Here is a 24713-nt window from a genome sequence, read left to right as displayed (position 1 = left end):
ATGCTGATAGCACAACAGACGGAGCAGCAACAACAAATAAAGTAGTAAATACTGATAGCACAGTAGACGTAGCAGTAAATACAACAGCTACAACAGATAAAGTAGTGAATCCAGTATCTGAGACATATAAGGCAGCGAACACAAAAGTAGCAGGTGTGTCGGTAGACTTAACAACTGCAGCAAATAAGGCAGTAGCTACCGCAATTTCAACAGATAAGGCAGTGGATGCTACTGCTTTATCAGGTGAAAAAAATATCACAAATACGACTTCATCAGAAAATATCAAACAAATTAATGGTCAAACTTTTTTTGTTGGTGCTGATGGTCAAACTAAGAAAAACTTTACAGCTATCATTGACGGTAAAGTACTGTATTTTGATAAAGATACAGGGGCCTTAACCTCAAATAGCAGCCAATATACAGATGGATTGGTAAATATCGGAAACGAACATAATGCTGCATATTCATTATCATCAGATAGTTTTACACAAGTTAATGGTTATTTGACAGCAAATAGTTGGTATCGGCCTAAAGATATATTGAAGAATGGTACAACATGGACAGCCTCAACTGCAAATGATTTACGACCATTATTGATGTCTTGGTGGCCAGATAAAGATACCCAGGTCTCATACTTAAAATATATGCAGTCTGCAGGACTGTTAGCAGATGATATTGCACTATCAAATAGCGATAGTATGAGTAGTTTGACTGATGCAGCTATGGCTGTTCAAAAAAACATTGAAGAAAAAATTAGTTTATCTGGAAACACTGACTGGCTTAAGAATGATATGAATAAAATGATTGATTCACAAGCTAACTGGAATATCAATAGTGAATCTAAGGGAACAGATCATTTGCAAGGTGGTGCATTGTTATATGTTAATAGTGATTTAACACCAAACGCTAACTCTGATTATCGCTTGTTAAATCGAACACCAACAAACCAGAATGGTCAAATTACTGATAATAGTAAACAGGGCGGCTATGAAATGTTGTTGGCCAATGATGTCGACAATTCTAATCCAATTGTTCAGGCTGAGCAATTGAATTGGTTATATTACATGATGAATATTGGTACTATTGTACAAAATGACCCTACAGCTAATTTTGATGGATACAGAGTTGATGCTGTGGACAATGTAAATGCTGATTTGTTACAGATAGCTGGAAACTATTTCAAAGCAGCATACGGTACCGATCAAAGTGATGCTAATGCAAACAGTCATATATCTATATTGGAAGACTGGGATAACAATGACCCTGCCTATGTAAAAGCACAAGGAAATAATCAATTAACGATGGACTTTCCCATGCATTTAGCATTAAAGTATTCATTAAATATGCCAAGTAGTGCGCGCAGTGGTTTGGAACCAGCTATTTCAACAAGTTTGGTGAACAGAGCTGAAGATGCAACAGAGAATGAAGCACAACCGAATTATTCATTTATTCGTGCGCATGACAGTGAAGTCCAAACGGTTATTGCTCAAATTATTAAGGATAAGATTAATCCTAATTCAGATGGATTAACCGTCTCAACAGATGAAATTGCTAAAGCCTTCGAAATATACAATGCTGACGAACTAAAAGCTGATAAAGAATATACAGCCTATAATATACCTTCATCATATGCTCTGATGTTGACGAATAAGGATACAATTCCTCGTGTTTATTATGGTGACTTGTTTACGGATGATGGACAATATATGTCCGCAAAGTCACCATATTATGATGCGCTGACTTCCTTGTTGCAATCACGTGTGAAATACGTATCAGGTGGGCAAGCCATGAATATGACTTATCTTCATGATAATCAAGGTCTCTTGACATCTGTTCGCTATGGTAAGAATGCAATGACGGCCATAGATGCTGGTACAAGTGAAACACGTACACAAGGCATAGGTTTAATTGTTGGTAACAAAACTGATTTGAAGTTAAATAATGATGAGCAAGTCATACTTAATATGGGTGCTGCGCACAAAAATCAAGCTTATCGTGCATTAATGTTAAGTACAAAAGACGGATTGAAAATTTATAATAACGATAATGATGCGCCAATTGTATATACAGATAGTCAGGGTCGATTAATTTTCAAGTCTGATATGGTTTATGGTGTCAATGATGCACAAGTTTCTGGATACTTAGCTGCTTGGGTGCCAGTTGGTGCAACAGAAGATCAAGATGCTAGAACTGAAAGCAGTACAACAACCTCAAAAGATGGTGATACCTATCATTCAAACGCTGCTTTGGATTCACAGGTTATCTATGAAGGCTTTTCAAACTTTCAAGCAATGCCAACCCAGACTAATGAATATACCAATATTAAAATTGCTCAAAATGCACAATTATTCAAAAGTCTTGGTATAACCAGTTTTGAATTAGCACCACAATATCGTTCAAGTACAGATAATAGCTTCTTAGATTCAGTTATTCAAAATGGTTACGCTTTCACTGACCGCTATGATATTGGATATAACACACCTACAAAGTATGGTACAGTCGACCAACTATTGGATGCCTTAAGAGCATTACATGGTGAAGGAATTCAAGCAATTAATGATTGGGTACCTGATCAAATTTATAATTTGCCTGGTGAAGAAATCGTCACAGCTAGTCGTACCAATGGTTCCGGGAAGTTAGATGAAAATTCAGTTATTAATAATACTTTATATGATTCTCGTACAGTTGGTGGTGGCGAATACCAAAAAGTTTATGGCGGTGCGTTCTTAGATAAGCTAAAGGAAGATTACCCTGAGTTATTTGAAACAAAACAAATTTCAACAGGTCAAACAATGAATCCGGATGTCAAAATCACAGAATGGTCCGCTAAGTATTTTAATGGCTCTAACATTCAAGGCCGCGGTGCATGGTATGTTCTGAAAGATTGGGCGACGAATCAGTATTTCAATGTTTCGAGTGAAAATGAATTCCTACCTAAGCAATTGTTAGGAGAAAAAACAAGCACAGGATTTATTACGGTTGATAGTGGTAAGACAGAATTCTATTCTACAAGTGGTTATCAAGCAAAAAATACATTTATTCAAGATAATGACAATTGGTATTATTTTGATGATGATGGTTATATGGTTGTTGGCGCACAAGAAATTAATGGTAAAAAATATTATTTCCTACCAAACGGTGTAGAGCTACAAGATGCTTATTTATCTGATGGTACAAATGAATATTATTACAGTAGTACGGGTCGTCAAATTGTTGACCAATATTATCAAGATTCAGACAATAGATGGCATTATTTCTTCTCAGATGGGCGAATGGCCATTGGTTTAACAACAATTACTGCAGACGATGGGACAATTAATCAACAATACTTTGATGCTAATGGTGTGCAACTTAAAGGTGTTGCCATTAAAGATATTGATGGAAATGTTCGTTATTTTGACGGTAACACAGGTAACTTAGTTGTAAATAATTGGGGTAAAACAAGCGATGGCTCATGGCTATACTTAAATGATAAGGGTATAGCAGTGATAGGACAACAAAAGATTGATGGACAAAGCCTTTATTTTAACGAAAGTGGTATACAAATAAAAGGTGAAAGTATTACTGATTCTAGTGGTCATATCCATTATTATGATCGCAGCACAGGAAATATGGTTATGGGTGCATGGGGTGAAACAAGTGATGGTTCATGGTTGTACTTAGATAATAATGGTAATGCCGTAACTGGTAAGCAAGTGCTTAACGGTCAAGTGTTGTATTTCAATAACAATGGTGTACAACTTAAGAATACTTTCAAGCAATTGTCAGACGGTTCATGGTTATATTTGAACGATAAAGGTGTAGCCGTAACAGGATCGCAAGTAATTGATGGCCAAAACTTGTATTTTGGTCAAGATGGCAAAGAAATTAAGGGCGATGCTATTACAGATGAACAAGGTCAAATTCATTATTATGACCGTAATACTGGGAGTATGGTTGTTAATTCATGGGGTGAAACAAGTGATGGTTCATGGCTATATCTAGATAATAATGGCAATGCGCTCAGGGGACAGCAAAAGATTGATGGTCAGTCATTGTACTTTTCTAAAGATGGGAAGCAAATTAAGAATTCATTGTTGCAATTAGATGACGAAACAACTATTTATCTTAATGATAAAGGTATTTCAGTTACTGGTGTCCAAAAAGTTAGTGATAAAATCTATTACTTTGATGCAGATGGTAAACAAGTAGTTTGCCGATTTGAAGAACTACCAGATGGATCATGGATGTATTTGGATAATGATGGTGTTGCTGCTACAGGATCGCAAACAATTAATGGCCAAGAACTATACTTCGATGATAAGGGGAAACAAGTTAAGAACGATAAAGTTGTTAATGACGATGGCACAATAAATTACTACACAGGCATGAGTGGTGAAAAACTAAAAAATGATTTTGGTAAATTACCAAATGGATCATGGCTATATTTAGATAATAATGGCAATGCTGTGACGGGGGCGCAGACGATTAGAGGTCAGAAACTTTACTTCAAGCCAGACGGACAACAAGTTAAGGGTGAAGCTTATGTTGATGCATCAGGTAAAATGCGTTTCTATGATCCTGACTCTGGCGAGTTGATTACCAACAAATTTGAACAAGTTGCCAATGGTATATGGGCTTACTTTGGTGCTGATGGCGTTGCTGTAACTGGTGAACAACAGATTAATCATCAAAATTTATTCTTTGATCAAATTGGCTATCAGGTTAAGGGTGATAAACGAACAATTGATGGTGTTCTCTATACTTTTGATAAAGAAAACGGTGATAAACAAAATGTTAAAACCGTGACAGCAATGCCAAAAAATGGTCAATATATAACTGACAACAATCAAAATTGGTATTATCAAGTCAAAGGTGAAAATCTTACCGGCTTATATATCGATTCGGATAGTAAGTTACGCTATTTTAATTTAACAACTGGTGTGCAAGCCAAAGGTGACTTTGTAACGATTGGTCATGATACTTATTACTTCACTAATGGACAAGGAGATGGACGCTTATTATCCACTGTGGTATCAGGGCATTATGGGACTGTTCAGTTGAGTGATAACACAACTGCATGGGTTTATCGTGGTGCAAATAATCAAATATTAAAGGGATTACAAAACATAAATGGTCATTTACAATATTTTGATCCAATTACAGGGGCTCAAATAAAAGGAAGTGTTGCAGACTATGATGGTAATCTTTACTATTTTGAGCCATCAAAAGGAAACCTAGTTAGTCAAATCAAGCAAGCATATACAAATGGAAAGTACGAAACTGATGGCGAAAAAGTAACCTATGTTGATAACCAAAATAATCAAGTTACAGGATTAGTAAGCATTGATGGTCAATTGCAATATTTTAATAGCAATGATGGTCGTCAAGTTAAGAATCAGCAAGTTACTGTTGACAATGTCACATATTACTTTGATAAAAATGGTAATGGGCAATATTTGTTTACAAATATTACAGTGAAGGCAACCAATGAAATGGCACAACGTAGTGCTGTATATCGCAATGAGATTTCTAGCTTTGAGAATACAGTAGATGGTTTCTTAACAGCTAATACATGGTACCGTCCTAAGGAAATTCTAGAAAATGGACAGTCTTGGGTAGCATCTTCAGTAAGTGATATGCGACCAGTAATTACAGTTTGGTGGCCAAATAAAGATGTTGAAGTTAATTATTTGAATTTTATGAAGCAAAATGGTTTGCTAGATACAACCAGTCAATTTAATCTACAATCTGATCAATATGACTTGAATGTTGCCGCGCAAAAAGCCCAAGCGGCTATTGAACAGCGTATTTCGAAAGAAAAGAGTACAGATTGGCTGAAAGACCTTTTGTTTGAATCTCATGGAAATACACTTTCATTTGTAAAACAACAGTTTATTTGGAATAAAGATTCTGAATATCAAGGTCAGGGGGATGCTTGGTTCCAAGGTGGTTATCTTAAGTATGGTAATAGTGACCTAACACCAACAACTAATTCAGATTATCGTGAATCAGGAAATGCTTTCGATTTCTTACTCGCTAACGATGTCGACAATTCTAACCCTGCCGTTCAAGCCGAAAATTTGAATTGGTTACATTATTTAATGAACTTTGGCACAATTACAGCCAGTGATGATGACGCCAATTTTGATAGCATACGTATTGATGCAGTTGATTTCATCAACAATGATGCGATTCAGAGAACCTACGACTACATGCGTGATGCTTATAAAGTGGATGCAAGTGAAGACAGCGCTAATAAGCATATTTCGCTGGTTGAAGCTGGATTAGATGCTGGTACTTCTACAATCAAGAGTGATGCCTTAATTGAATCTAATTTAAGAGAGGCAGCTACGCTATCTCTGGCCAATGAACCAGGAAAGAATAGTTCATTGACGAACATGTTGCAAGATGTGGATGGTGGACAAGTCATTGCTGATCATACCAATAATGCAACAGAAAATGAAGCTACACCAAATTATTCAATCATTCACGCTCATGATAAGGGAATCCAGGAAAAAGTTGGTGCTGCAATCACTGACACAACTGGTGCAGATTGGACGAATTTCACTGATGAGCAATTAAAAGAAGGCTTAGCGGCTTATTATCAAGATCAACGTTCAACGGATAAAAAGTATAACATTTATAACTTACCTAGTATTTATGCTTTGATGCTCACTAATAAGGACACGGTTCCACGTGTTTATTACGGTGATATGTATCAAGATGATGGTCAATATATGGAAAAGCAAAGCATTTATTACGATGCCATTGTATCTTTGATGAATACTAGAAAGAGTTACGTGAGCGGTGGACAAACCATGGGTGTAGATAACAATGGTTTGTTAAAAAGTGTTCGTTTTGGTAAAGACGCAATGACAGCTAATGATCTTGGTACGGATGAAACACGCACGGAGGGTGTTGGTGTGCTGGTGGGGAATGATTCATCATTAACACTCAATGACTCAGATACAGTTACTTTAGAAATGGGAGCTGCTCATAAAAACCAAAAGTATCGAGCTGCATTGTTAACGACCAGTGATGGTATTGTTACGTATTCTTCTGATGACGATGCACCAACTGCTTGGACAAATAATCAAGGTACATTAACATTCTCAAATAAAGAAATTTCTGGACAAGAATACACTAATGTGCACGGCTATGCTAATCCACAGGTATCAGGTTACTTAGCAGTTTGGGTGCCCGTAGGAGCTAGCGATGATCAAGATTCCCGAACAGCAGCATCAACGGATGCAAATACTGATGGCAAAGTGTTGCATTCTAATGCGGCATTAGATTCAAACTTGATTTACGAAGGGTTTTCTAATTTCCAACCTAAAGCAACCACCAATGACGAACTGACTAACGTAGTAATTGCTAAAAATGCTAATTTATTTGAAAAATGGGGAATCACGAGTTTTGAGATGGCACCACAATATCGTTCAAGTGGGGACCATACGTTCTTAGATTCAACAATTGATAATGGTTATGCATTTACTGACCGATATGATTTGGGATTTGAAACACCAACTAAGTACGGTACTGATAAAGATTTGCGTACTGCAATTAAAGCATTGCACCAATCAAATATGCAGGTTATGGCTGATGTAGTTGATAACCAAGTTTATAATTTATCTGGACAAGAGGTCGTATCAGCTTCACGTGCCGGCGTATATGGTAATGATATAGCAACTGGATTTGGGACACAACTCTATGCGGTTAATAGTGTTGGTGGTGGTAAATATCAAGCCCAATACGGTGGTGAATATTTGAATGAATTGAAACAACAATATCCAGATTTGTTTGAAGCAAAGACGTATGATTATTGGGTTAAAAATTATTCAAATGATGGATCAGATCCGTACTACACGCTGTCACAAAGTACTCGTCAAGATATTCCAACTGATGAGGAAATTAAGCAGTGGTCAGCTAAATATATGAATGGGACTAATGTATTAGGTAACGGTATGGGATATGTTTTGAAAGATTGGAATACAGGACAATATTTCAAAATTGGGGAAGAAAATAGCAACGATTTTCTAAATAACTAAACAAAAATAAGTTAAGAAATACAACTTTATTTTGTTATAGAGGCAGGAGAAATACTTAAATTTCTCCTGCTTTTTGGTTGATTTGTTCTTTGTTATTAATAATAAGCATATTTAGTGTATAATCAAAATTTTTGTAACCCCTTTCTATTAATGTTATAGTGACCTTGATAGATTAAATATCATTTTCACATAATTGAGTAGCAAAATTTTAATTTATCGTTGTAAAAGTTAAGCTTGTACCTAATATTGTTGAGGTAGGTATTGTATGAAAAGGGAGGAAATATATGACAAATAAAAGCGGAAAATACGCTAAGCAGAATTTTCCAAAACAGCGTCAACCTGAACCAGGATTACAAAGTAAAATGTCACCAACACCGGATGATGGGGCAACTAGCTATGTTGGTCATAATCGATTGAAACATGAAAAAGCGTTGATAACGGGTGGAGATTCTGGAATCGGTCGATCTGTAGCAATTGCTTATGCTCACGAAGGAGCGGATATTGTACTGAATTATCTACCTGAAGAGGAGTTTGATGCTCAAGAAGTGAAAGGTATTATAGAATCTTTGGGTCGTAAGATAAAACTTGTACCTGGAGATTTAAAAGATGAAGCTTTTAATCAACAATTAATTGATGAAGCTGTAGATTTTTTAGGTGATATTAGTATTTTGACATTAGTTGCTGGAAAGCAGCAAGCTGAGGTTGATTTAGCTAATTTGTCAACAAAACAATTAGTAGACACTTATACGACAAATGTTTTTAGCCTAATTTGGTTGGTGAAAGCTGCTCTACCACATCTACAACCAGGTAGTAGCATTATTACGACAAATTCTATTCAAGCAGAACAACCATCATCTTTTTTGGTTGATTATGCCGGAACCAAAGCAGCAATCAAAAACATGACGATGAGTTTAGCAAAACAGTTAGCTAATCGTGGTATTCGAGTGAATAGTGTAGCACCCGGACCGATTTGGACACCTCTGCAAATTGTTGGTGGACAATTACAAGAGAATATACCAACATTTGGTCAATCGACGCCAATCGGTAGAGCTGGACAGCCAGCTGAATTGGCTGGTGCTTATGTTTTTCTAGCATCAGATGAATCTAGCTATGTTACCGGTGAATCGATTAATGTTACGGGCGGCTTAAAATAATACTCTTTCACAATTCTGATGCAAAACAAAGCTCAGTTCATAGTTAGCTTGATTAAGAAGAAAGCAAAAAAAATGAATAAAAAAAGTAAAAATAATCAAAATTTTGGTTTCTGGGATAAATTATCAATGCTTTTGGCATTTTCTCAGTTACTATTTAGTTTGTATTATGTTGTAAGAAATTGGCGAAAATCAAACAAGAATTGAAATCTTTTGTTTGTACGTAACATTTAAGCGAGGGAAAAATATGTTAAAAAGTTTATTGAAAGCAATACTAGCTACTATGCTGATTTTAACGGGTTTGGCAGTTGGGGGTACGATTTTTGCTGCAAAAGGTATTGATAAAGCAGGCGATCGTTTAGAAGAAGAAATTCACAGTTAATATGGTTAATGAATCATTATTTTAGTAAACGTTTTCTATAAGTGTTATATTCGACTTAGTGAACTAAGTGTAATAGTTCGTGAAGAAGAGAATGGAGGAAAATTATGATTTGGTCATTAATTGTTGGCGCCATTATCGGCGCAGTTGCAGGTGCAATCACTAATCGTGGTGAATCCATGGGCTGGATTAGTAACATCGTTGCTGGTCTAGTAGGATCAGCAATCGGTCAAGCAATACTTGGTCAGTGGGGACCTAGCTTAGCAGGAATGGCGCTTATTCCTTCTATAGTCGGCGCAGTGATTCTAGTTTTGGTTGTGTCGATGGTATTTGGAATCAAAGCAAGCCGATAATCAAAAAATTAAAGAGGTGTGTATGAAGAAGAGTAAAAAAATACTACTGATTATTTTCAACCTCGGATATTTAGTTGGCATCAGTTTGTTAATTTGGCCAGATATTCTTTCTGAAGTAGCTGGATTATTAGAGCGTTTTGGCGTACATGTTGACTTTCAAAGTAATATCTTTGTTTATTACTATGGAATAGTGTTACTAGTATTGACTGCTTTGGCACTGTTATTTGTATTAGTCTGGCCAATACAGTTACCAGATGTACCGCTAAAGCAAACTAAAGATGGTAGATTGGCTCTGAGCAACTACGGTATCAGCCAATTTATTAAAACACAGCTTTCTGGGAAAGATTTATCGAATATCAAAGTGACGTTGAAAAATACTCGTCGTCAGCGCAAATTCTATATTGTAGCTGACTCGGTTTATAAACAAGCAACAGTAGAAGAGTTACCAAATATTTCTTATAATTTGACTAAAAGTTTGAACGAATTACTCGCTGGTGTGAATAGGCTACCAATCAAAGTTGATATTAAAGTAAATCAAAAATCAAGCTCAAAACGTAAAGTCACGCGTGTGATTTAAAAGGAGTGTGAATAAATGAAAAACAAAAAATCAATGAACATTTGGATTGGTAGTTTAACGGGATTTATTCTATCTACATTATTTGTGAGTGTTGGCTTTTGGAAGACCATATTAATTATATTTATCACAATAATTGCTGCTCTAATTGGATATCTGCTTGAAGAATACAACGTAGATTTATCAATTATTTCTAAAATGTTTACACGAAAAAACTAACTTAATTCGAAGAAGAGAGGAATTTAAAATGGCTACAGATAAGACAAATGCACAAAATACTAATGCAGAGCAATTTGAAGCTAAAGGTGAATTAACCTTTGATGATAAAGTAATCCAGAAAGTTGTCGGTTATGCTATCGAGAATGTAACGGGCTTGTTAGGAGTTGATGGCGGTTTTGTTGCAAACATTAAAAATAAAATTGTAAATAGTGACAATCCAACTGATGGTATTGGTGTTGAAGTAGGAAAAGAACAAGTTGCGGTTGACTTAAACATTATCATGGCTTACGGTTACAATGCACATGATATTTACAAGCAATTAACGCAAGTTATTACAAAACAAGTTAAAGAAACAACAAGCTTAACATTAGTTGAATTGAACGTTGAAGTCGTGGATATTCAAACACAAAAAGAATTTGATGCCTCACAAACCAGTTTGCAGGATCGGGTTACTGATGCCGGTAACGCCATTAAAGAGAAAACCTCAGATGGTGTTGATGCTGTCAAAAAATCTACATCACAAGTTTTAAATGATGATGCGGATCGAGTTAAATAGTAAAATTTTTGTGAATGATTATGCTTGATTGCTGTGTATCAAAGCTGATTATTTGCTCAAATTGTATTACGGTGATAACCTGAAATTGGGTTGAATAGTTGACCCGGAAAGAGAGAGATTTTATGGGATTAATTTGGACACTTATTGTGGGTGCCATTATCGGTGCAATTGCTGGTGCGATTACAAGCCGAGGAGCGGCTATGGGTTGGATTAGTAATATCGTTGCTGGACTAATTGGTTCATGGTTAGGAGAGAGCTTGTTAGGTTCGTGGGGGCCTAGCTTAGCTGGAATGGCACTTATTCCATCAATTATTGGTGCAGTGGTATTGGTATTAATTGTATCTTGGATTACTAGTCGAACAAGTAAATAATTCTAGAGGTTAAGGTAACGTAATTGTTGCACTAATATCTTAATATTGGTATAAAAGGAGAATTCGTCAATATGGCCGATAATAAAGAAAAGTATCAAAATCAAAAGAATGAACATGTAGATGAAAAACTTGATCCAGAATCAAAAGCAAAAGATACAAACATTTACGAAAGTAATCCCAAGAATGCTGATTACAAAAAAGCTGATTAAAGCTTCTGACATATTTTCTGCTAAAAGGTTTAATTTGTGCATAACAAGTTAACCTTTTTTTATAACCTTTTTTATAAAAATAGAGGATCTTATCATGAATATTACTGAATTATATGAATTAAATGATGGTCACAAATTACCTAAAATTGGTTTAGGGACATTTCAAATTCGTGGTTATCAAGGTGTTGATGAAATATTGACTGCCATTCAGTTAGGATATCGATTACTTGATACTTCGACTAACTATGATAGTGAAGGCGCTGTTGGTGAAGCTATTCGCCGTTCGGGTATTCCACGAGCAGAATTTTATGTAACCACGAAGCTACCTGGTCAGTATCATCATTTTGATGATGCGTTAAAAATTATTGAGGAATCATTACTACGTTTAGGGTTAGACTATTTAGATTTATATCTGATTCATTGGCCACTCCCTAAAAGGAATCACTATGTCGAGGCGTGGCAAGCATTAATTGAAGCTCGAAGACGTGGATTAGTGCGTTCTATTGGTGTGTCTAATTTTGAAAAAGAGCATTTAGACAAGATTATTTTAGCAACAGGCGTTACCCCTGCTGTGAACCAAAATGAGATTCATCCTTATTGGCCACAAGAAAGTTTAGTCAACACGAATCAAGAATATGGTATTTTAACGGAGGCTTGGAGTCCGTTAGGGCGTGGAAGTGATGAACTCAAAGAACCACTTATCTTAGCATTGGCAGAGAAGTACGAAAAAAATGTTGGACAAATTATTTTGAGATGGCATGTACAACGAGGTATTTTACCGGTCGTTAAAGCTGTCACACCACAACATCAGCATCATAATTTAGAAATTTTTGATTTTGCACTAACAGCCGATGAAGTTTATCAGATTAGTGCTTTAATGCGCGAAGATGGCCGCATAGATAATCAGGACCCTAAAGAATATGAAGAATTTGTGTAATTAAATATTCTTTAATCAAGCAAAAAAACAACGTGAAACATGAGAAATGAGTTTAAAAAGAATGTCTAAATTTTTTATTTATAAGAGTTAATGTACTGACCGATGACAATTCACAGCTAAGAGACGTAACTGATGCTAAAAGCTAATAAAGCTATTTTTAAAACAATGTAAACGCTAATAAAATGCTTGCAAAAATATTTTATTGGGTATATACTTACTTTTAGTAAGAAGAAAGAGGTTTAAATAAATGACAAAATTTGGTGTTGTTATTGGTTCAATTCGTGATAATTCATTTTCAAAAGGTGTGGCTGATGCACTTGTTGCTGGGCTTCCAGCAGATGCAGAGATAACTTATTTGAAAATTAGTGATTTACCATTGTATAATCAAGATTACGATGTTGATTCACCAGAAGAGTACGTGCGATTCCGTAACCAGGTTGCGTTACAAGATGCAATTATCTTTGTAACACCTGAGCATAATCGTAGTATCTCAGCGGCGTTAAAGAATGCATTAGATGTTGCTTCAAGACCATGGGGTCAAAATGTTTGGGCTGGGAAACCAGCATTAGTTGCTTCACAATCAATTTCTGGTATTTCTGGCGTGTTAGCTCATCATGTATTGCGTCAATCATTAGTCTTCTTAGATATGCCAACAATGCAACAACCAGAATTGTATATTGGTAATGTACAAAATTTGTCTGATGAAGAGGGACATATTACTAATACGGATACACAAGAATTTTTGGCTAACGCTGCAAAGCAGTTTGACACTTTTGCGAAAAAATCTATTTAATATTATATTTAAACCCTGATTTGTTAGTGAATCAGGGTTTTATAATGCATATCATATGATTATTTGAATAAGCTGAGTATAATGAATGTAGATAAAGCTAAGGGGATTATATGAAATGAATGAAGATAATCGCAAACTGAATAAACAAGACACAACACTAGATGACAAAGAATTCAATTCTTTTTTTGATGAAGTGCTACACAGATTTCCCGCAAAAACATCTAAAATAATCCAAAAATCGTATAATCAATCTCGAGAGATAGCTGAAAAATTACTGGTTAAGAACCAGTCGAATGTGGAACAAGTTTTTGAAAACTTTTTGTCTAGGGTTGATCGTGAAAAAAAACAAAAATCTCATCGTATTATTCATGCGGCTTCATTAAGTGCTGCGATTGTTGGTTGCTCACCGATTCCATTTTCAGATGCTTTGCTGCTCGTGCCTATTCAGTTGACTATGATGTCTCGATTACATAAGTTGTTTGGACAACCATGGTTAGAAAGTTTGGGAAAAAGTCTATCAAAAGAACTGGTGGTTGTTAGTTTCGGGAGAAGTGCAGTTGGTAATATTTTAAAATTTATTCCAGCGATTGGAACAGTTTCTGGTGCGGTAATTAATGCAGCGGTGGCAGTTTCAATTACTGAAGCTTTGGGATGGGTTACGGTTAAAATGTTAAATGATGGTGAAGATATATTTGAACAAGCTATGTCCTTCCGAGGTCAGTTTGCCATATTGTTTAAAACATTGCGTAAGGCAAAAGATAATTGACTAATGGACTATAATTATTTAAAAAGTATGGCTTCAATATTGAAGCCATACTTTTTTACCAACGTTTGTAGGATTTTAATGATTATTTATTAACAATAACGACTCCTTAGAGTAAATAGTGCGGTAATTACTAACAACTATGGTGTTTTTGACAACTTTTTCTTGTACTAGGACAAATATAGTTTTTTGATAAAATTTAGTACTAGAATATTCCGCTACTTTCGTTGAGTATTTGAGACTGCCTATCAGGTTTGGGAGTCTCTTAAGAGTAAGTGCTAATACCTACTTTTAATTATAGTTACTAAGTCAATTAGTATTTTATTAAACGTTTGATTTAATTTTTGAATATAGGCGTTAATTAAAAAAGAAATGATGTTGATAGTATGAATAAATATGGCGATTTTCTTAAAGTAACCGTTTACATTGTGGTGAACAAATGCTAAGCTATGATTGTAATTTAGTAAGAAGGAGAAGGTACATGACTAATGCTAATATTTATGTTGATCATCAACGTAAAGTTTTTCACCTCTCAAATAATCAAATATCTTATTTACTGCAAGTTGAAGAAGGTGGTGTTTTAAGCCATCTGTATTTTGGGAAAAAAATTTATAAATATCATGGTAGCCGAAAGTATCCTCGGCTTGATCGAGGATTTTCACCGAACCTACCGGGTGAACCGCATCAAGTCGATCGTGGGTACTCGAAGGATACTTTACTTCAAGAGTATGGTGGTTTCGACACAGGTGATTTTAGACAAGCAGCAATCAAAATTAAGTCAGTAACAGGTGTACAAGCAACCGACTTTCGTTTTAAATCATTTGATATTCTGGAAGGAAAAGTTCATTTAGAACATTTACCACAATCTTATGTTTTATCAAATGATGAGGCTAAAACATTGATAATTCGCTTAATTGACGAAACATTATCAGCTGAATTAACATTATACTATACAATTTACGCTGATAGGCCTGTAATCGCTCGTTCAGTGAGTCTAAAAAATAACTCAAATCAAAAAATTAATATTGAAAAAATAGCTTCTTTTCAAATAGATATACCATCAAGTGATTTAGGAGTCATTTCATTACCAGGTGCGCATGTGCATGAACGACAGATAGAAAGACAGTCTCTTAGGCATGGGGTTACTGAATTTTCAAGTCATAGAGGTGCTAGCTCACACCATATGAATCCATTTGTGGCAATTATTTCACCAACAACCACTGAAAATGAGGGTGAGGCCATTGGCATACAACTAGTTTACTCAGGGAACCATCAATTTACGATTGAAAAAGATTTTGTTGATCAAGTTCGAGTAATAGCAGGTATTAATGAAGAGGGATTTAGTTGGCTACTCGATACCAATGAAATTTTTCAAACGCCGGAAACGTTACTTGTTTATTCTCATGAAGGATTAAACGGGATGTCTCAAGCATATCATCATCTATTGCGTGAACGTGTCGCTCGTGGCAAATATCAGTTTAGTCAACGTCCAATTGTGATTAATAATTGGGAAGCAACTTATTTTGATTTTAATTCGGAAAAAATTGAAACCATATTGGATGAATCTGCACCATTAGGAATTGAAATGTTTGTGTTAGACGACGGCTGGTTTGGTAGACGTGATGATGATGCTAGTTCACTTGGTGATTGGTTTGAATATGTCGATAAATTGCGTACAGGTGGTGGTTTGACGGGATTATCTCAAAAAGTTCACAATAAAGGCATGAAGTTTGGATTGTGGTTTGAACCAGAGATGATATCTAAAAACTCAACACTTTATCGAAATCATCCAGAGTATGCACTTCATATACCAAATCGCCCGATGACACCAAGCCGTGATCAATATGTACTTGATTTTTCACAAAAAGTAGTCATTGATAATATTTATCAGCAGATGGTAGATATTTTAGATCATGTCGATATTGACTATATCAAGTGGGATATGAATAGACACTTAACAGAAGTTCGTTCTGCTACATTACCTGCAGAACAACAGGGGGAGGTAAGCCATAGGTATGTCCTTGGTGTATATGATTTGGCAGAAAGATTGACGAAGCGTTATCCTGATATTTTATTTGAAGGTTGTTCTGGTGGTGGTGGGCGTTTTGATGCTGGCATGCTGTATTATTTCCCACAATCATGGGCCTCTGATAATACAGATCCTGTCGAACGCTTAAAGATTCAATATGGTACGACCTTGAGTTATCCAGTATCCAGTATGACCGCCCATGTTTCTGCTTCACCCAATCATCAGACAGGACGACAAATTAGTTTGAAAATACGTGGAGATGTGGCTAGTGCTGGAGTATTAGGATATGAACTCAATCTGGCTAGTCTCCAACAACAAGAGAAAAAAGAAATTAAAGCGCAAATTTCTTTTTATAAAAAAATCAGAGAACTTGTGCAGTATGGTGATTTTTATCGTATTAAGAGCCCATTCGATGGTAACGAAGCTGCATGGGAATTTGTCAGTACTGATAAAAAGGAAATTGTGTTATTCTACTATCGTATATTATCGGAAGCTCAGCCTACTTTTACAACGACTAAATTGAGTAACATTCTTTCTGAAGCAACATATACTGATCAAGAAACCAAGTTACTTTATTCAGGTGATGAACTGATGTCAATTGGTTTATATAACGTGCCCGTTTCGCAAGCTGATTTCACATCATCGGTATACCACTTTAAAGTACAAGAATGACAATGATGTCAATGTAATACTTCAAATTATTGATGAATATTAATCGAATTTTTTAGTGAGCTGAACAGTATTTTTTCTTGCAGTTGAATTAATTTTATTGGTGAGCGTATAGAAATATAGGTAATTATAATGACAACGAAAGAATTATTAAATCAATTTGTAGAACAAATTATTATGGATACGGACTATACAGATGAGGATTTCATTTATTTGTATAATCAAGTGCTTGGTTTAGTTGGTGGTATTGATGGAGTTTTTATTAAAGATATTTTTTTGGATGATTTTACAACATTAGATATTCTTGATCAACTGATAGAAATTGCAGCTGCCAACGATGTATTGTCAAAACGACAAATAAATGCAGACATGTTAGGTGCACAATTGATGAATTTTTTCGTGCCGCGTCCTTCGATAATTCGAAAAAATTTTTGGTTGAACTACAAAATATCACCACGACACGCCACCGATTATTTCTTTGGGATATCAAAACGTAGTAATTACATCAAGACACGTGAAATCAATCAAAATATTTCATTTCCGGTTTTAACTGATTACGGGACTTTACAAATAACGATAAATTTATCAAAGCCTGAAAAGGATCCAAAAAAAATTGCAGCTGCCTTAAAGAATCAGAATGCACAGGACGAAAAATATCCAGTTTCTCAGTTAGCAAAAGAAAACGAAGGATATTGGGGACGATTAGATTATCCTGCTAGAACAAATCATCGGGTAATCCCATTGAGCCTAGGAGACGAGACATGGTACTTTCAATATTCGCCCTATGCTTATTTTAATGAACATGCCATTGTTTTTTCAAAAGAATTACGGCCGATGCACGTTGATAAGGGAAACCTTTCCAGATTATTAGAATTTGTTACTAAATTTCCTGATTATTTTATTGGATCTAACGCTGATTTACCAATTGTTGGAGGCTCAATTTTATCACATGATCATTTTCAGGCTGGACGCTATGAATTACCCATGGCACAAGCAACGTTTTCAAAAGAAATCAAGATTAAGGGGCATCGGTTAAAAAAAGCAGGCGTTTTAAATTGGCCAATGACTACCATACGCTTAGTTGATGAAAACCAAGACCGTATTTTAGAAGCCGCAACTAAAATTATGTTGAGTTGGGAAGAGTACAGTGATGAAAGTTGTTCGATTAAAGCATATGATAAACAAGGTGAACGGCATCATACGGTAACACCAATTGTTCGTTTGCGTCAAGGTTGTTATGAAGTCGACCTGGTTTTACGTGACAATAATACATCCACCGAATTTCCGGACGGTATTTTTCATCCACATCCAGATGTACAGCACATTAAGAGAGAAAATATCGGTTTGATTGAAGTAATGGGATTGGCTATTTTACCGCCTCGACTAAAAAAAGAGTTAGCTGATGTTAAGCAATACTTGCTTGATGGTATAACAGCAATTCAACCTAGTCATAAAGATTGGGCTGAAGAACTCAACAGACAGAACGAAATCACACCAGATAATATTGATACCATTATCAACCAAAGTGTTGGAAATATTTTCAAACGAGTATTGGAAGATGCGGGTGTTTTTAAAAGAGATGCTGATGGGCAAGCTGGATTACAAAGGTTTATTGATAAATTATCATAACTAGACAGTTTTTTTGATTATCTGCTTAAAAAATGATAATATGACAATAAATTGAACTGTATTGGAGAAATTATAATGAAAATTGGTATCGTTGGCTTAGGACATATGGGTAAAGCTTTGGTAAAGGGTTTTATACCACATCAAGTGGATATTGTTGGTAAAGCAACAACACAAGAAAAGGCTAAAAGTATTTCAGAAGAATTACAGATAGAGGTGTTCAGTAACGACGGTGATTTTTTGAAAACTAACCCCGATATTGTCATATTATCGACACCTGCCAAAATTGTGATAGATGTCCTTAAAACCTTGAAAAACAATGGGTTACCTGATGAAACAATTATATTGTCATCAGCAGGTGGAATTAGTTTTGAGCAACTACATGAAGTTGCTAGTGAAAATCCAGTTGCTTGTTTTATGCCTAATACACCAGTAGCTATCGGAGCAGGTACCATATCATTTGCAGAAAATAGTTCTTTGAACATAGAAAACATTACAGTGATTAAAAATCAATTATCCAAATTGGGTGATGTGATTACTATCTCAGAAAACCAACTAAATATTGCTGGGACTATTGGTGGCTGTGCACCAGCATTTATTGATGTATTAATGGATGCAATGGAAGATGCTGGTGTTCACGAAGGGCTTGATAGAAAGACAGCTCATAAATTAATTGCTAGTGTCGTTAAAGGTTCAGGGCTTTTGGCTCTTGATAGTGATAAGAATTTTTCAGAATTGAAAGGTCAAGTGACATCACCTGGTGGTAGTACTATAAAAGGGGTATTATCACTTGAGAAAGATAATTTTAGAAATGCAGTTATCAATGCGGTGTTAGCATCTAACGGAAATTAATTATTTAGGGGGTAGTAATGAATAATGAGTGGATTGAAATTTCAAATGCGCACCAGAACAATTTAAAAAACGTCTCTGTTAAAATTCCAAAACATCAATTGACAGTTTTCACAGGTGTGTCAGGTTCTGGTAAATCAACTTTGGTTTTTGACACTTTAGTTGCACAATCTAGACGTGAACTAAATGATACATTTTCGAGCTATATTCAGCACATCCTACCAAAATATGGTAGACCTGTTGTAGACCATATTGAGAATTTACCTATAGCTATTCCGATTGAACAAAGAAAAATGTCAGGAAATGTCCGCTCAACAGTTGGTACATATACGGAAATATATACATTTTTAAGACTGCTTTTTTCGCGAATTGGAAAACCTTTCGTTGGTTATTCAGATGTGTTCTCTTTTAATCATCCACAAGGAAAATGCGAAGTTTGTGATGGATTAGGATTCACAAAAGATATTAATATCAATCATTTAGTAGATTTTAATCAGTCTTTAAATGAAAATCCAATTAATTTTCCGACTTTTGGATATGGAGCATGGCGTTGGAAAAGATATGCATACAGTGGCTTGTTTGATTTAGATAAAAAAATTAAGGATTATTCACAAGAAGAATTGGAAATGCTACTCTATTCACCACAGCAAAAATTGACCAATCCTTCTAGTGAATGGCCTAAAACAGCATTATACGAAGGAATAGTGCCGCGAATTGAAAGAAGCATTCTTAACACTGATGAAGGCAAGCGTCACAAAAGGCAATTGGATCAATTTGTATCAACACAAACATGTCGAGCTTGTTCGGGGTCAAGACTAAATGATAAAGCACGTAGTTGTAAAATTAATGGATATAGTATTAGTGATTTAGTATCTCTACCGCTAGATGAGTTACAAGAATTTATTGAACAGATTGATAATTCGTTAGTAAAAGATATTAACATACAAATTATTAATAGGTTAGAAGCTTTGAAGACGATAGGGTTAAGCTATTTGAACTTGTCTAGAAGTACGGATACCTTGTCAGGTGGTGAGGCACAAAGAATCAGAATTGCCAAACATATTACAAGCTCCTTAAACGATGTTATGTACGTTTTGGATGAACCCAGTTCCGGATTACATCCTAAAGATATTGAACGTATTTATAATTGTCTGAACATCTTAAAGCAACAAGGGAATACTATTATTTTGGTTGAGCATAACCCTTTGTTAATTGAAAAAGCAGATTATATTATTGATGTTGGTCCTGGTCATGGTGAATCAGGGGGAGAAATTCAATTTGCAGGTCGTTATCATGATTTCGTCAATGCTGATACTATTACGAGTATTGCTATGCGTGAAAAACAAGTTCGTAAAACAACTTCACGCACATTGAGTTCCTGGATTACCATTCAAAATCAACATTTAAACACATTAAAAAATGTATCGCTAAAGTTTCCACTTCAAGCCTTAACAGTTTTATGTGGTGTGGCTGGATCAGGCAAAACATCACTTGCAGAAGTAATTCGATCCAAACTTGTAGATGAGGCTACTGACGTCATTACTATTTCGCAAAAAAATATTGGTATTAGTTTGCGCTCTACACCGATGACGTATTTAGATATATTTGATGATATTAGAAAATTATTTGCTCAAGCTAATAAAGTTAGTCCGGCATTATTTAGTTATAATTCTAAAGGAGCATGTCCGCACTGTAAAGGTAAAGGCGTAATTGTTAATGACATGTACTTTATGGACGATGTCGTTTCAGAATGCGAGCTCTGTCATGGCACACGCTACAACGATGAAGCTTTACAGTACTTGTATCAAGGGCAGTCAATTGTTGATGTGCTTTCAATGACAGTGACCCAAGCTATAGCCTTCTTTAGTCAACAACGTAAGATTACTGTTGGATTGCAAGCTCTTGAAGATGTTGGCGTTGGTTATTTAAAACTTAACCAATCGCTTAAAACGTTATCTGGTGGTGAACTTCAGCGAATAAAGTTATCAAGTTACTTGCAAAAAGAGGGAAGTGTATATATTATTGATGAACCAACAAATGGTTTGCATTTAAAAGATATTGATCATTTGCTTGTACTTTTTAGTCATTTAGTAGCTAAAGGTAATACGATTATTATTATCGAACATAGTTTAAAAGTTATTCGAGAAGCTGACTGGATTGTGGAAATGGGTCCAGAAGGAGGAAGATTAGGTGGTCAAATAATGTTTGCAGGTACATTTGATGACTTGAAATCTTCATCCGATTCAATCACTCGACCATATTTATGAAATAGTTTATTTCAAAACGTATTATAAATTGATTATTATAATTTTAGCATGTATAATTATAGTTGCACTAGAGGCGTCAGAAAATGACTGAGAAGAACTCTTTGAACCTGATCTGGGTTATACCAGCGTAGGAAAGTGTCTACTAAATTATTTTTGATGGACGCTTTTCTTAACTTTTAGGGAAGCGTCTTTTTAACTGAAAATTAAATAAACACTTGACCAGCGTAGGGAAGTGCATATAGTTTGTTAGTACAAGTTGATTATTACTGATAGAAGTGTTCTTATCTACCTGGATAAAGATACTTTTTTAAAGCATGACATTATTAGGATATTGTCATTAATTATCAAATTAAATTATATTTAGAAAACAAAGATAGCATGATAAACATTAACTATAAATCAAAAAAATTAGCAATAGTGACCGTTATGGTTGCATTAGATACCATATTATCTTCCATCTTCAGAATTGAAGGAATGGCACCTATGTCTAGTGTCATGAATATTATTGCAGGAGTTATTTTAGGGCCAGTTTATGCTGTTGTTATGGCTTTTATTACGGGTATCATAAGGATGTTTATTTTCGGTATACCGCCATTAGCCTTAACAGGTGCAATTTTTGGAGCTTTTAGCGCAGGATTTTTATATAGATATGGTGGTAACATATACTGGTCGATGTTTGGTGAGTTTTTGGGAACTGGCATTGTAGGCTCAGTGATTTCAGTGCCTGTTATGATTTTGTTTACAGGGCAACACCATGAATTATACTGGCTTGTGTATACACCAAGATTTATCGGCGCGACAGTTATTGGATCCATTATTGCGTACTTTATTTTAGTCAATTTTATGAAAATACGGTTGTTTCGCCAAATTCAAAATATATTCGCTCGATGAATAAAAAGTATTAAAAAAGCACATCCTGATGTGCTTTTTTGGTTCATCGATTCTGTAAAAATTCTTTAATTGCGTTGAATCCTAACTGACGATTGCCTGCTTGACAATGTTGATCCCCACCAGACTCTTTGTCAAACATAATGGACTGTATGGAACCAGCGTTAATAAGTCCATTTTCGATTTCAGATAAACGACTGCTTGGTACATATTGGTCATTCTCCCCAGCTAATAATAAGACGTCTTGATTAATAAACGGCATAATTGGTTCCATATTATATTTTTCGAACTGCTTTAAAAGCTCAAAAGGTGTGTGAACACCGACGTTCTCCATGCCTTTATTAATCTTCCAATTTAAGTCTAAATTAGTAGACATCATTTGTTGAAAAATTTCGTTGATACGATCAGCATCATTAGTTGTGACTAGTTGTTCAATTTTTGTTATGTGATCATATGGCATTCTAACGCGCAATGCATCAAAAAAGCTATAAAAAATGTCAAATGCAACAATTTTATCCAATCTTTTTTCAAATGCTGCTGCCCGCATTACCAAATAACCACCTAATGATATGCCAATAGCACTGGCTTTTTTGATATCAAAATAATCTAATATAGCGCTGACAGGCTTCTCCCAATTATGAATGAGGTGGATTCCTTGTCGCAACGCAGTGCCTTGTCCTGGACCATCAAAAACATAAATGTTATAGTCAATACCTTTCATAAATTTAGCCATTTTAACCATTTCTTCCATGTAGGAGTCATATCCTGCGAATAATAATAAGTTTTTGGTGGCATTTGGTGTAATTAATTTTACAACTGGTAAGGAACCATTTTCGTAAGGAATTTCGTATTTTTCATACTCAAAATCGCCAAAGCCTTTGTAAAAATTTTCTCGATATTTATTATAGACAAATTCATCTCTGTGATCATCTGGAGATAAGTAAAATTCGGCAGCTTGATAATAGGTCGAAGCAATAGCAAAATCACCATTTTTTTCTCTTTCAAGAGCTTGTGTATACCAAGCATTATACCAAGACTCTTCATCAGTTAATTGAGGTAATATTTTATTTAAATCTTGTTGCACACTTTTATTGTTTTCATAATCATCATTGATAAAGCGATTGATTTGTAAATTGAATTGTTCGTTTTTGACATATTGTTTAAACATAGTTCTGCTCCTTTTCTTAATTCCATTCTGTCATTACTTGTGTTAAAAACAACTAGCAATAAGAACCTAAAAGACCGTTAACGTACTTTTAGTATGATAAAGTATGTTAATATATTGATGAGTACAAGTAGAGGAAAGTAAATGAACAAAGATAAACGAGTTATTAAAACAGAAAAATTAATTTGCGACACATTGATGAGATTACTGGAAACCAAAACCATTTCTAAAATCACAGTGAAAGAAATTTGTGATGAAGCTATTATTAGTAAGTCTACATTTTATGATCATTACATTGATAAATATGATGTTATTGACACAATGGTCAATCAATATGCGAAGAAATTTAACAAAGATGTTAATCAACGATTTGAAGCAATTCATGAAGAAAATACTTTTGAAATGATTAATAAACTAATTAAGGAGACAATCAAAGAAGACTTTAATCTTTCAATCCTTATGTCGCAGGACAAAGTTAATAGTTCCATACGAGAAAAATTTCATCAAATATTTTATAAAAATGCTCAATGCTATTTTCGAAAGCAAAAATTGAACAAACGTTTTTCTGTTGAATTTTTATCTCAAATTTATGCAGACTTAGCTTTAACATCAGTTATGTTTACTTTGAGACACGCGAATGATGCTTATTTAATTGAAGAACAGACAGATTTTATGAACTTAATACAATCACTAATCATAGATGAAGTTCATGAGAACTAGCATATTGACATACTACTGAGAGATGCTGCATGAAAAAAATTAGTCAGATGATTATTTTTTTAAGGGCTTATGATTTTAGATAAAAACAGATTACAGTGTTGTTATTATTTTGGGGTTTTGTAGTTAAAAAATTCTCTTAGCAGAAGTAATAACTTAAAAAGACTA

At 34.9% G+C, this 24713-nt stretch carries 20 protein-coding genes, 1 pseudogene and 1 riboswitch; of the genes and pseudogenes, 19 read left to right on the top strand and 2 right to left on the bottom strand.

Going from position 1 to position 24713, the window contains the following annotated elements; all coding sequences use genetic code 11:
* A partial coding sequence (locus tag ESZ47_RS09515) for a hypothetical protein (RefSeq protein WP_244307552.1) occupies positions 1-259 on the bottom strand: 259 nt, incomplete at its 3' end.
* Between the two features lie 22 nt (positions 260-281).
* On the opposite strand from ESZ47_RS09515, the pseudogene ESZ47_RS09630 reads away from it, so the two are divergent.
* The 18 genes and pseudogenes from ESZ47_RS09630 to thiW form a co-directional block, all read left to right on the top strand.
* A pseudogene (locus ESZ47_RS09630) lies at positions 282-4103 on the top strand (glycoside hydrolase family 70 protein); the annotation flags it as partial.
* Positions 4077-8030 carry a glycoside hydrolase family 70 protein gene (locus ESZ47_RS09625; RefSeq protein ID WP_482796776.1) on the top strand — a complete coding sequence of 1318 codons (3954 nt, stop codon included), beginning with the start codon at positions 4077-4079 and terminating at the stop codon, positions 8028-8030. The pseudogene ESZ47_RS09630 and the gene ESZ47_RS09625, both read left to right, overlap by 27 nt.
* A gap of 284 nt (positions 8031-8314) precedes the next feature.
* Positions 8315-9184: an SDR family oxidoreductase gene (locus tag ESZ47_RS02985; protein ID WP_148604604.1), complete on the top strand. Its 870-nt coding sequence runs from the start codon at positions 8315-8317 to the stop codon at positions 9182-9184.
* Positions 9185-9428: 244 nt separating this feature from the next.
* Positions 9429-9563, top strand: a complete 135-nt coding sequence (locus ESZ47_RS09565) for a hypothetical protein (protein ID WP_280114206.1) — start codon at positions 9429-9431, stop codon at positions 9561-9563.
* Positions 9564-9667: 104 nt separating this feature from the next.
* On the top strand, positions 9668-9913 hold the full coding sequence (locus ESZ47_RS02980) for a GlsB/YeaQ/YmgE family stress response membrane protein (protein WP_148604602.1): 246 nt from the start codon (positions 9668-9670) through the stop codon (positions 9911-9913).
* Between the two features lie 22 nt (positions 9914-9935).
* Positions 9936-10490, top strand: coding sequence for an alkaline shock response membrane anchor protein AmaP (gene amaP, locus ESZ47_RS02975; RefSeq protein ID WP_148604600.1), 555 nt, complete (start codon positions 9936-9938; stop codon positions 10488-10490).
* Between the two features lie 15 nt (positions 10491-10505).
* Positions 10506-10706, top strand: a complete 201-nt coding sequence (locus ESZ47_RS02970) for a DUF2273 domain-containing protein (RefSeq protein WP_148604598.1) — start codon at positions 10506-10508, stop codon at positions 10704-10706.
* Positions 10707-10734: 28 nt separating this feature from the next.
* A complete protein-coding gene (locus ESZ47_RS02965) occupies positions 10735-11262 on the top strand; it encodes an Asp23/Gls24 family envelope stress response protein (RefSeq protein ID WP_148604596.1) in 528 nt (175 codons plus the stop codon).
* 122 nt (positions 11263-11384) lie between these two features.
* A complete protein-coding gene (locus ESZ47_RS02960; RefSeq protein ID WP_148604594.1) occupies positions 11385-11633 on the top strand; it encodes a GlsB/YeaQ/YmgE family stress response membrane protein in 249 nt (82 codons plus the stop codon).
* Between the two features lie 71 nt (positions 11634-11704).
* Positions 11705-11842: a hypothetical protein gene (locus ESZ47_RS09355; RefSeq protein WP_167497039.1), complete on the top strand. Its 138-nt coding sequence runs from the start codon at positions 11705-11707 to the stop codon at positions 11840-11842.
* A 94-nt stretch (positions 11843-11936) separates the two neighbouring features.
* On the top strand, positions 11937-12779 hold the full coding sequence (locus ESZ47_RS02955; RefSeq protein WP_148604592.1) for an aldo/keto reductase: 843 nt from the start codon (positions 11937-11939) through the stop codon (positions 12777-12779).
* Between the two features lie 247 nt (positions 12780-13026).
* Positions 13027-13572, top strand: coding sequence for an NADPH-dependent FMN reductase (locus ESZ47_RS02950; protein WP_148604591.1), 546 nt, complete (start codon positions 13027-13029; stop codon positions 13570-13572).
* A 115-nt stretch (positions 13573-13687) separates the two neighbouring features.
* Positions 13688-14338: a YcjF family protein gene (locus tag ESZ47_RS02945; RefSeq protein ID WP_148604589.1), complete on the top strand. Its 651-nt coding sequence runs from the start codon at positions 13688-13690 to the stop codon at positions 14336-14338.
* A gap of 478 nt (positions 14339-14816) precedes the next feature.
* Positions 14817-17036: an alpha-galactosidase gene (locus ESZ47_RS02940; protein ID WP_148604587.1), complete on the top strand. Its 2220-nt coding sequence runs from the start codon at positions 14817-14819 to the stop codon at positions 17034-17036.
* A 129-nt stretch (positions 17037-17165) separates the two neighbouring features.
* Positions 17166-18662 carry a UDP-glucose--hexose-1-phosphate uridylyltransferase gene (galT, locus tag ESZ47_RS02935; protein WP_148604585.1) on the top strand — a complete coding sequence of 499 codons (1497 nt, stop codon included), beginning with the start codon at positions 17166-17168 and terminating at the stop codon, positions 18660-18662.
* Between the two features lie 75 nt (positions 18663-18737).
* On the top strand, positions 18738-19511 hold the full coding sequence (gene proC, locus ESZ47_RS02930; RefSeq protein WP_148604583.1) for a pyrroline-5-carboxylate reductase: 774 nt from the start codon (positions 18738-18740) through the stop codon (positions 19509-19511).
* Between the two features lie 17 nt (positions 19512-19528).
* Positions 19529-21775: an ATP-binding cassette domain-containing protein gene (locus tag ESZ47_RS02925; RefSeq protein ID WP_148604581.1), complete on the top strand. Its 2247-nt coding sequence runs from the start codon at positions 19529-19531 to the stop codon at positions 21773-21775.
* A 59-nt stretch (positions 21776-21834) separates the two neighbouring features.
* A riboswitch (TPP riboswitch) is annotated at positions 21835-21926 on the top strand.
* A gap of 227 nt (positions 21927-22153) precedes the next feature.
* Positions 22154-22666, top strand: a complete 513-nt coding sequence (thiW, locus tag ESZ47_RS02920; protein ID WP_208797469.1) for an energy coupling factor transporter S component ThiW — start codon at positions 22154-22156, stop codon at positions 22664-22666.
* A gap of 43 nt (positions 22667-22709) precedes the next feature.
* Here thiW and ESZ47_RS02915 read toward each other — a convergent pair whose 3' ends face one another.
* Positions 22710-23831 (bottom strand): alpha/beta hydrolase, encoded by a 1122-nt coding sequence (locus tag ESZ47_RS02915; RefSeq protein WP_148604579.1) that lies wholly within the window; start codon positions 23829-23831, stop codon positions 22710-22712.
* Positions 23832-23972: 141 nt separating this feature from the next.
* Between ESZ47_RS02915 and ESZ47_RS02910 the strand changes: the two genes are divergently transcribed.
* Positions 23973-24548, top strand: coding sequence for a TetR/AcrR family transcriptional regulator (locus ESZ47_RS02910; RefSeq protein WP_148604577.1), 576 nt, complete (start codon positions 23973-23975; stop codon positions 24546-24548).
* Positions 24549-24713: the final 165 nt, after the last annotated feature.

Origin of the sequence: Leuconostoc litchii, from assembly GCF_008107645.1 — a bacterium.
GTDB classification, from domain to species: Bacteria; Bacillota; Bacilli; order Lactobacillales; family Lactobacillaceae; genus Leuconostoc; species Leuconostoc litchii.
This window is presented reverse-complemented; position numbering and strand designations above follow the sequence as displayed.

Excerpts from the sequence above, each read along its gene's own strand:
- ESZ47_RS02985 (WP_148604604.1), top strand. The coding sequence starts at position 8,315 with ATGACAAATAAAAGCGGAAAATACGCTAAGCAGAATTTTCCAAAACAG.
- ESZ47_RS09565 (WP_280114206.1), top strand. The coding sequence starts at position 9,429 with ATGTTAAAAAGTTTATTGAAAGCAATACTAGCTACTATGCTGATTTTA.
- ESZ47_RS02980 (WP_148604602.1), top strand. The coding sequence starts at position 9,668 with ATGATTTGGTCATTAATTGTTGGCGCCATTATCGGCGCAGTTGCAGGT.
- amaP (WP_148604600.1), top strand. The coding sequence starts at position 9,936 with ATGAAGAAGAGTAAAAAAATACTACTGATTATTTTCAACCTCGGATAT.
- ESZ47_RS02970 (WP_148604598.1), top strand. The coding sequence starts at position 10,506 with ATGAAAAACAAAAAATCAATGAACATTTGGATTGGTAGTTTAACGGGA.
- ESZ47_RS02965 (WP_148604596.1), top strand. The coding sequence starts at position 10,735 with ATGGCTACAGATAAGACAAATGCACAAAATACTAATGCAGAGCAATTT.
- ESZ47_RS02960 (WP_148604594.1), top strand. The coding sequence starts at position 11,385 with ATGGGATTAATTTGGACACTTATTGTGGGTGCCATTATCGGTGCAATT.
- ESZ47_RS09355 (WP_167497039.1), top strand. The coding sequence starts at position 11,705 with ATGGCCGATAATAAAGAAAAGTATCAAAATCAAAAGAATGAACATGTA.
- ESZ47_RS02955 (WP_148604592.1), top strand. The coding sequence starts at position 11,937 with ATGAATATTACTGAATTATATGAATTAAATGATGGTCACAAATTACCT.
- ESZ47_RS02950 (WP_148604591.1), top strand. The coding sequence starts at position 13,027 with ATGACAAAATTTGGTGTTGTTATTGGTTCAATTCGTGATAATTCATTT.
- ESZ47_RS02945 (WP_148604589.1), top strand. The coding sequence starts at position 13,688 with ATGAATGAAGATAATCGCAAACTGAATAAACAAGACACAACACTAGAT.
- ESZ47_RS02940 (WP_148604587.1), top strand. The coding sequence starts at position 14,817 with ATGACTAATGCTAATATTTATGTTGATCATCAACGTAAAGTTTTTCAC.
- galT (WP_148604585.1), top strand. The coding sequence starts at position 17,166 with ATGACAACGAAAGAATTATTAAATCAATTTGTAGAACAAATTATTATG.
- proC (WP_148604583.1), top strand. The coding sequence starts at position 18,738 with ATGAAAATTGGTATCGTTGGCTTAGGACATATGGGTAAAGCTTTGGTA.
- ESZ47_RS02925 (WP_148604581.1), top strand. The coding sequence starts at position 19,529 with ATGAATAATGAGTGGATTGAAATTTCAAATGCGCACCAGAACAATTTA.
- thiW (WP_208797469.1), top strand. The coding sequence starts at position 22,154 with ATGATAAACATTAACTATAAATCAAAAAAATTAGCAATAGTGACCGTT.
- ESZ47_RS02915 (WP_148604579.1), bottom strand. The coding sequence starts at position 23,831 with ATGTTTAAACAATATGTCAAAAACGAACAATTCAATTTACAAATCAAT.
- ESZ47_RS02910 (WP_148604577.1), top strand. The coding sequence starts at position 23,973 with ATGAACAAAGATAAACGAGTTATTAAAACAGAAAAATTAATTTGCGAC.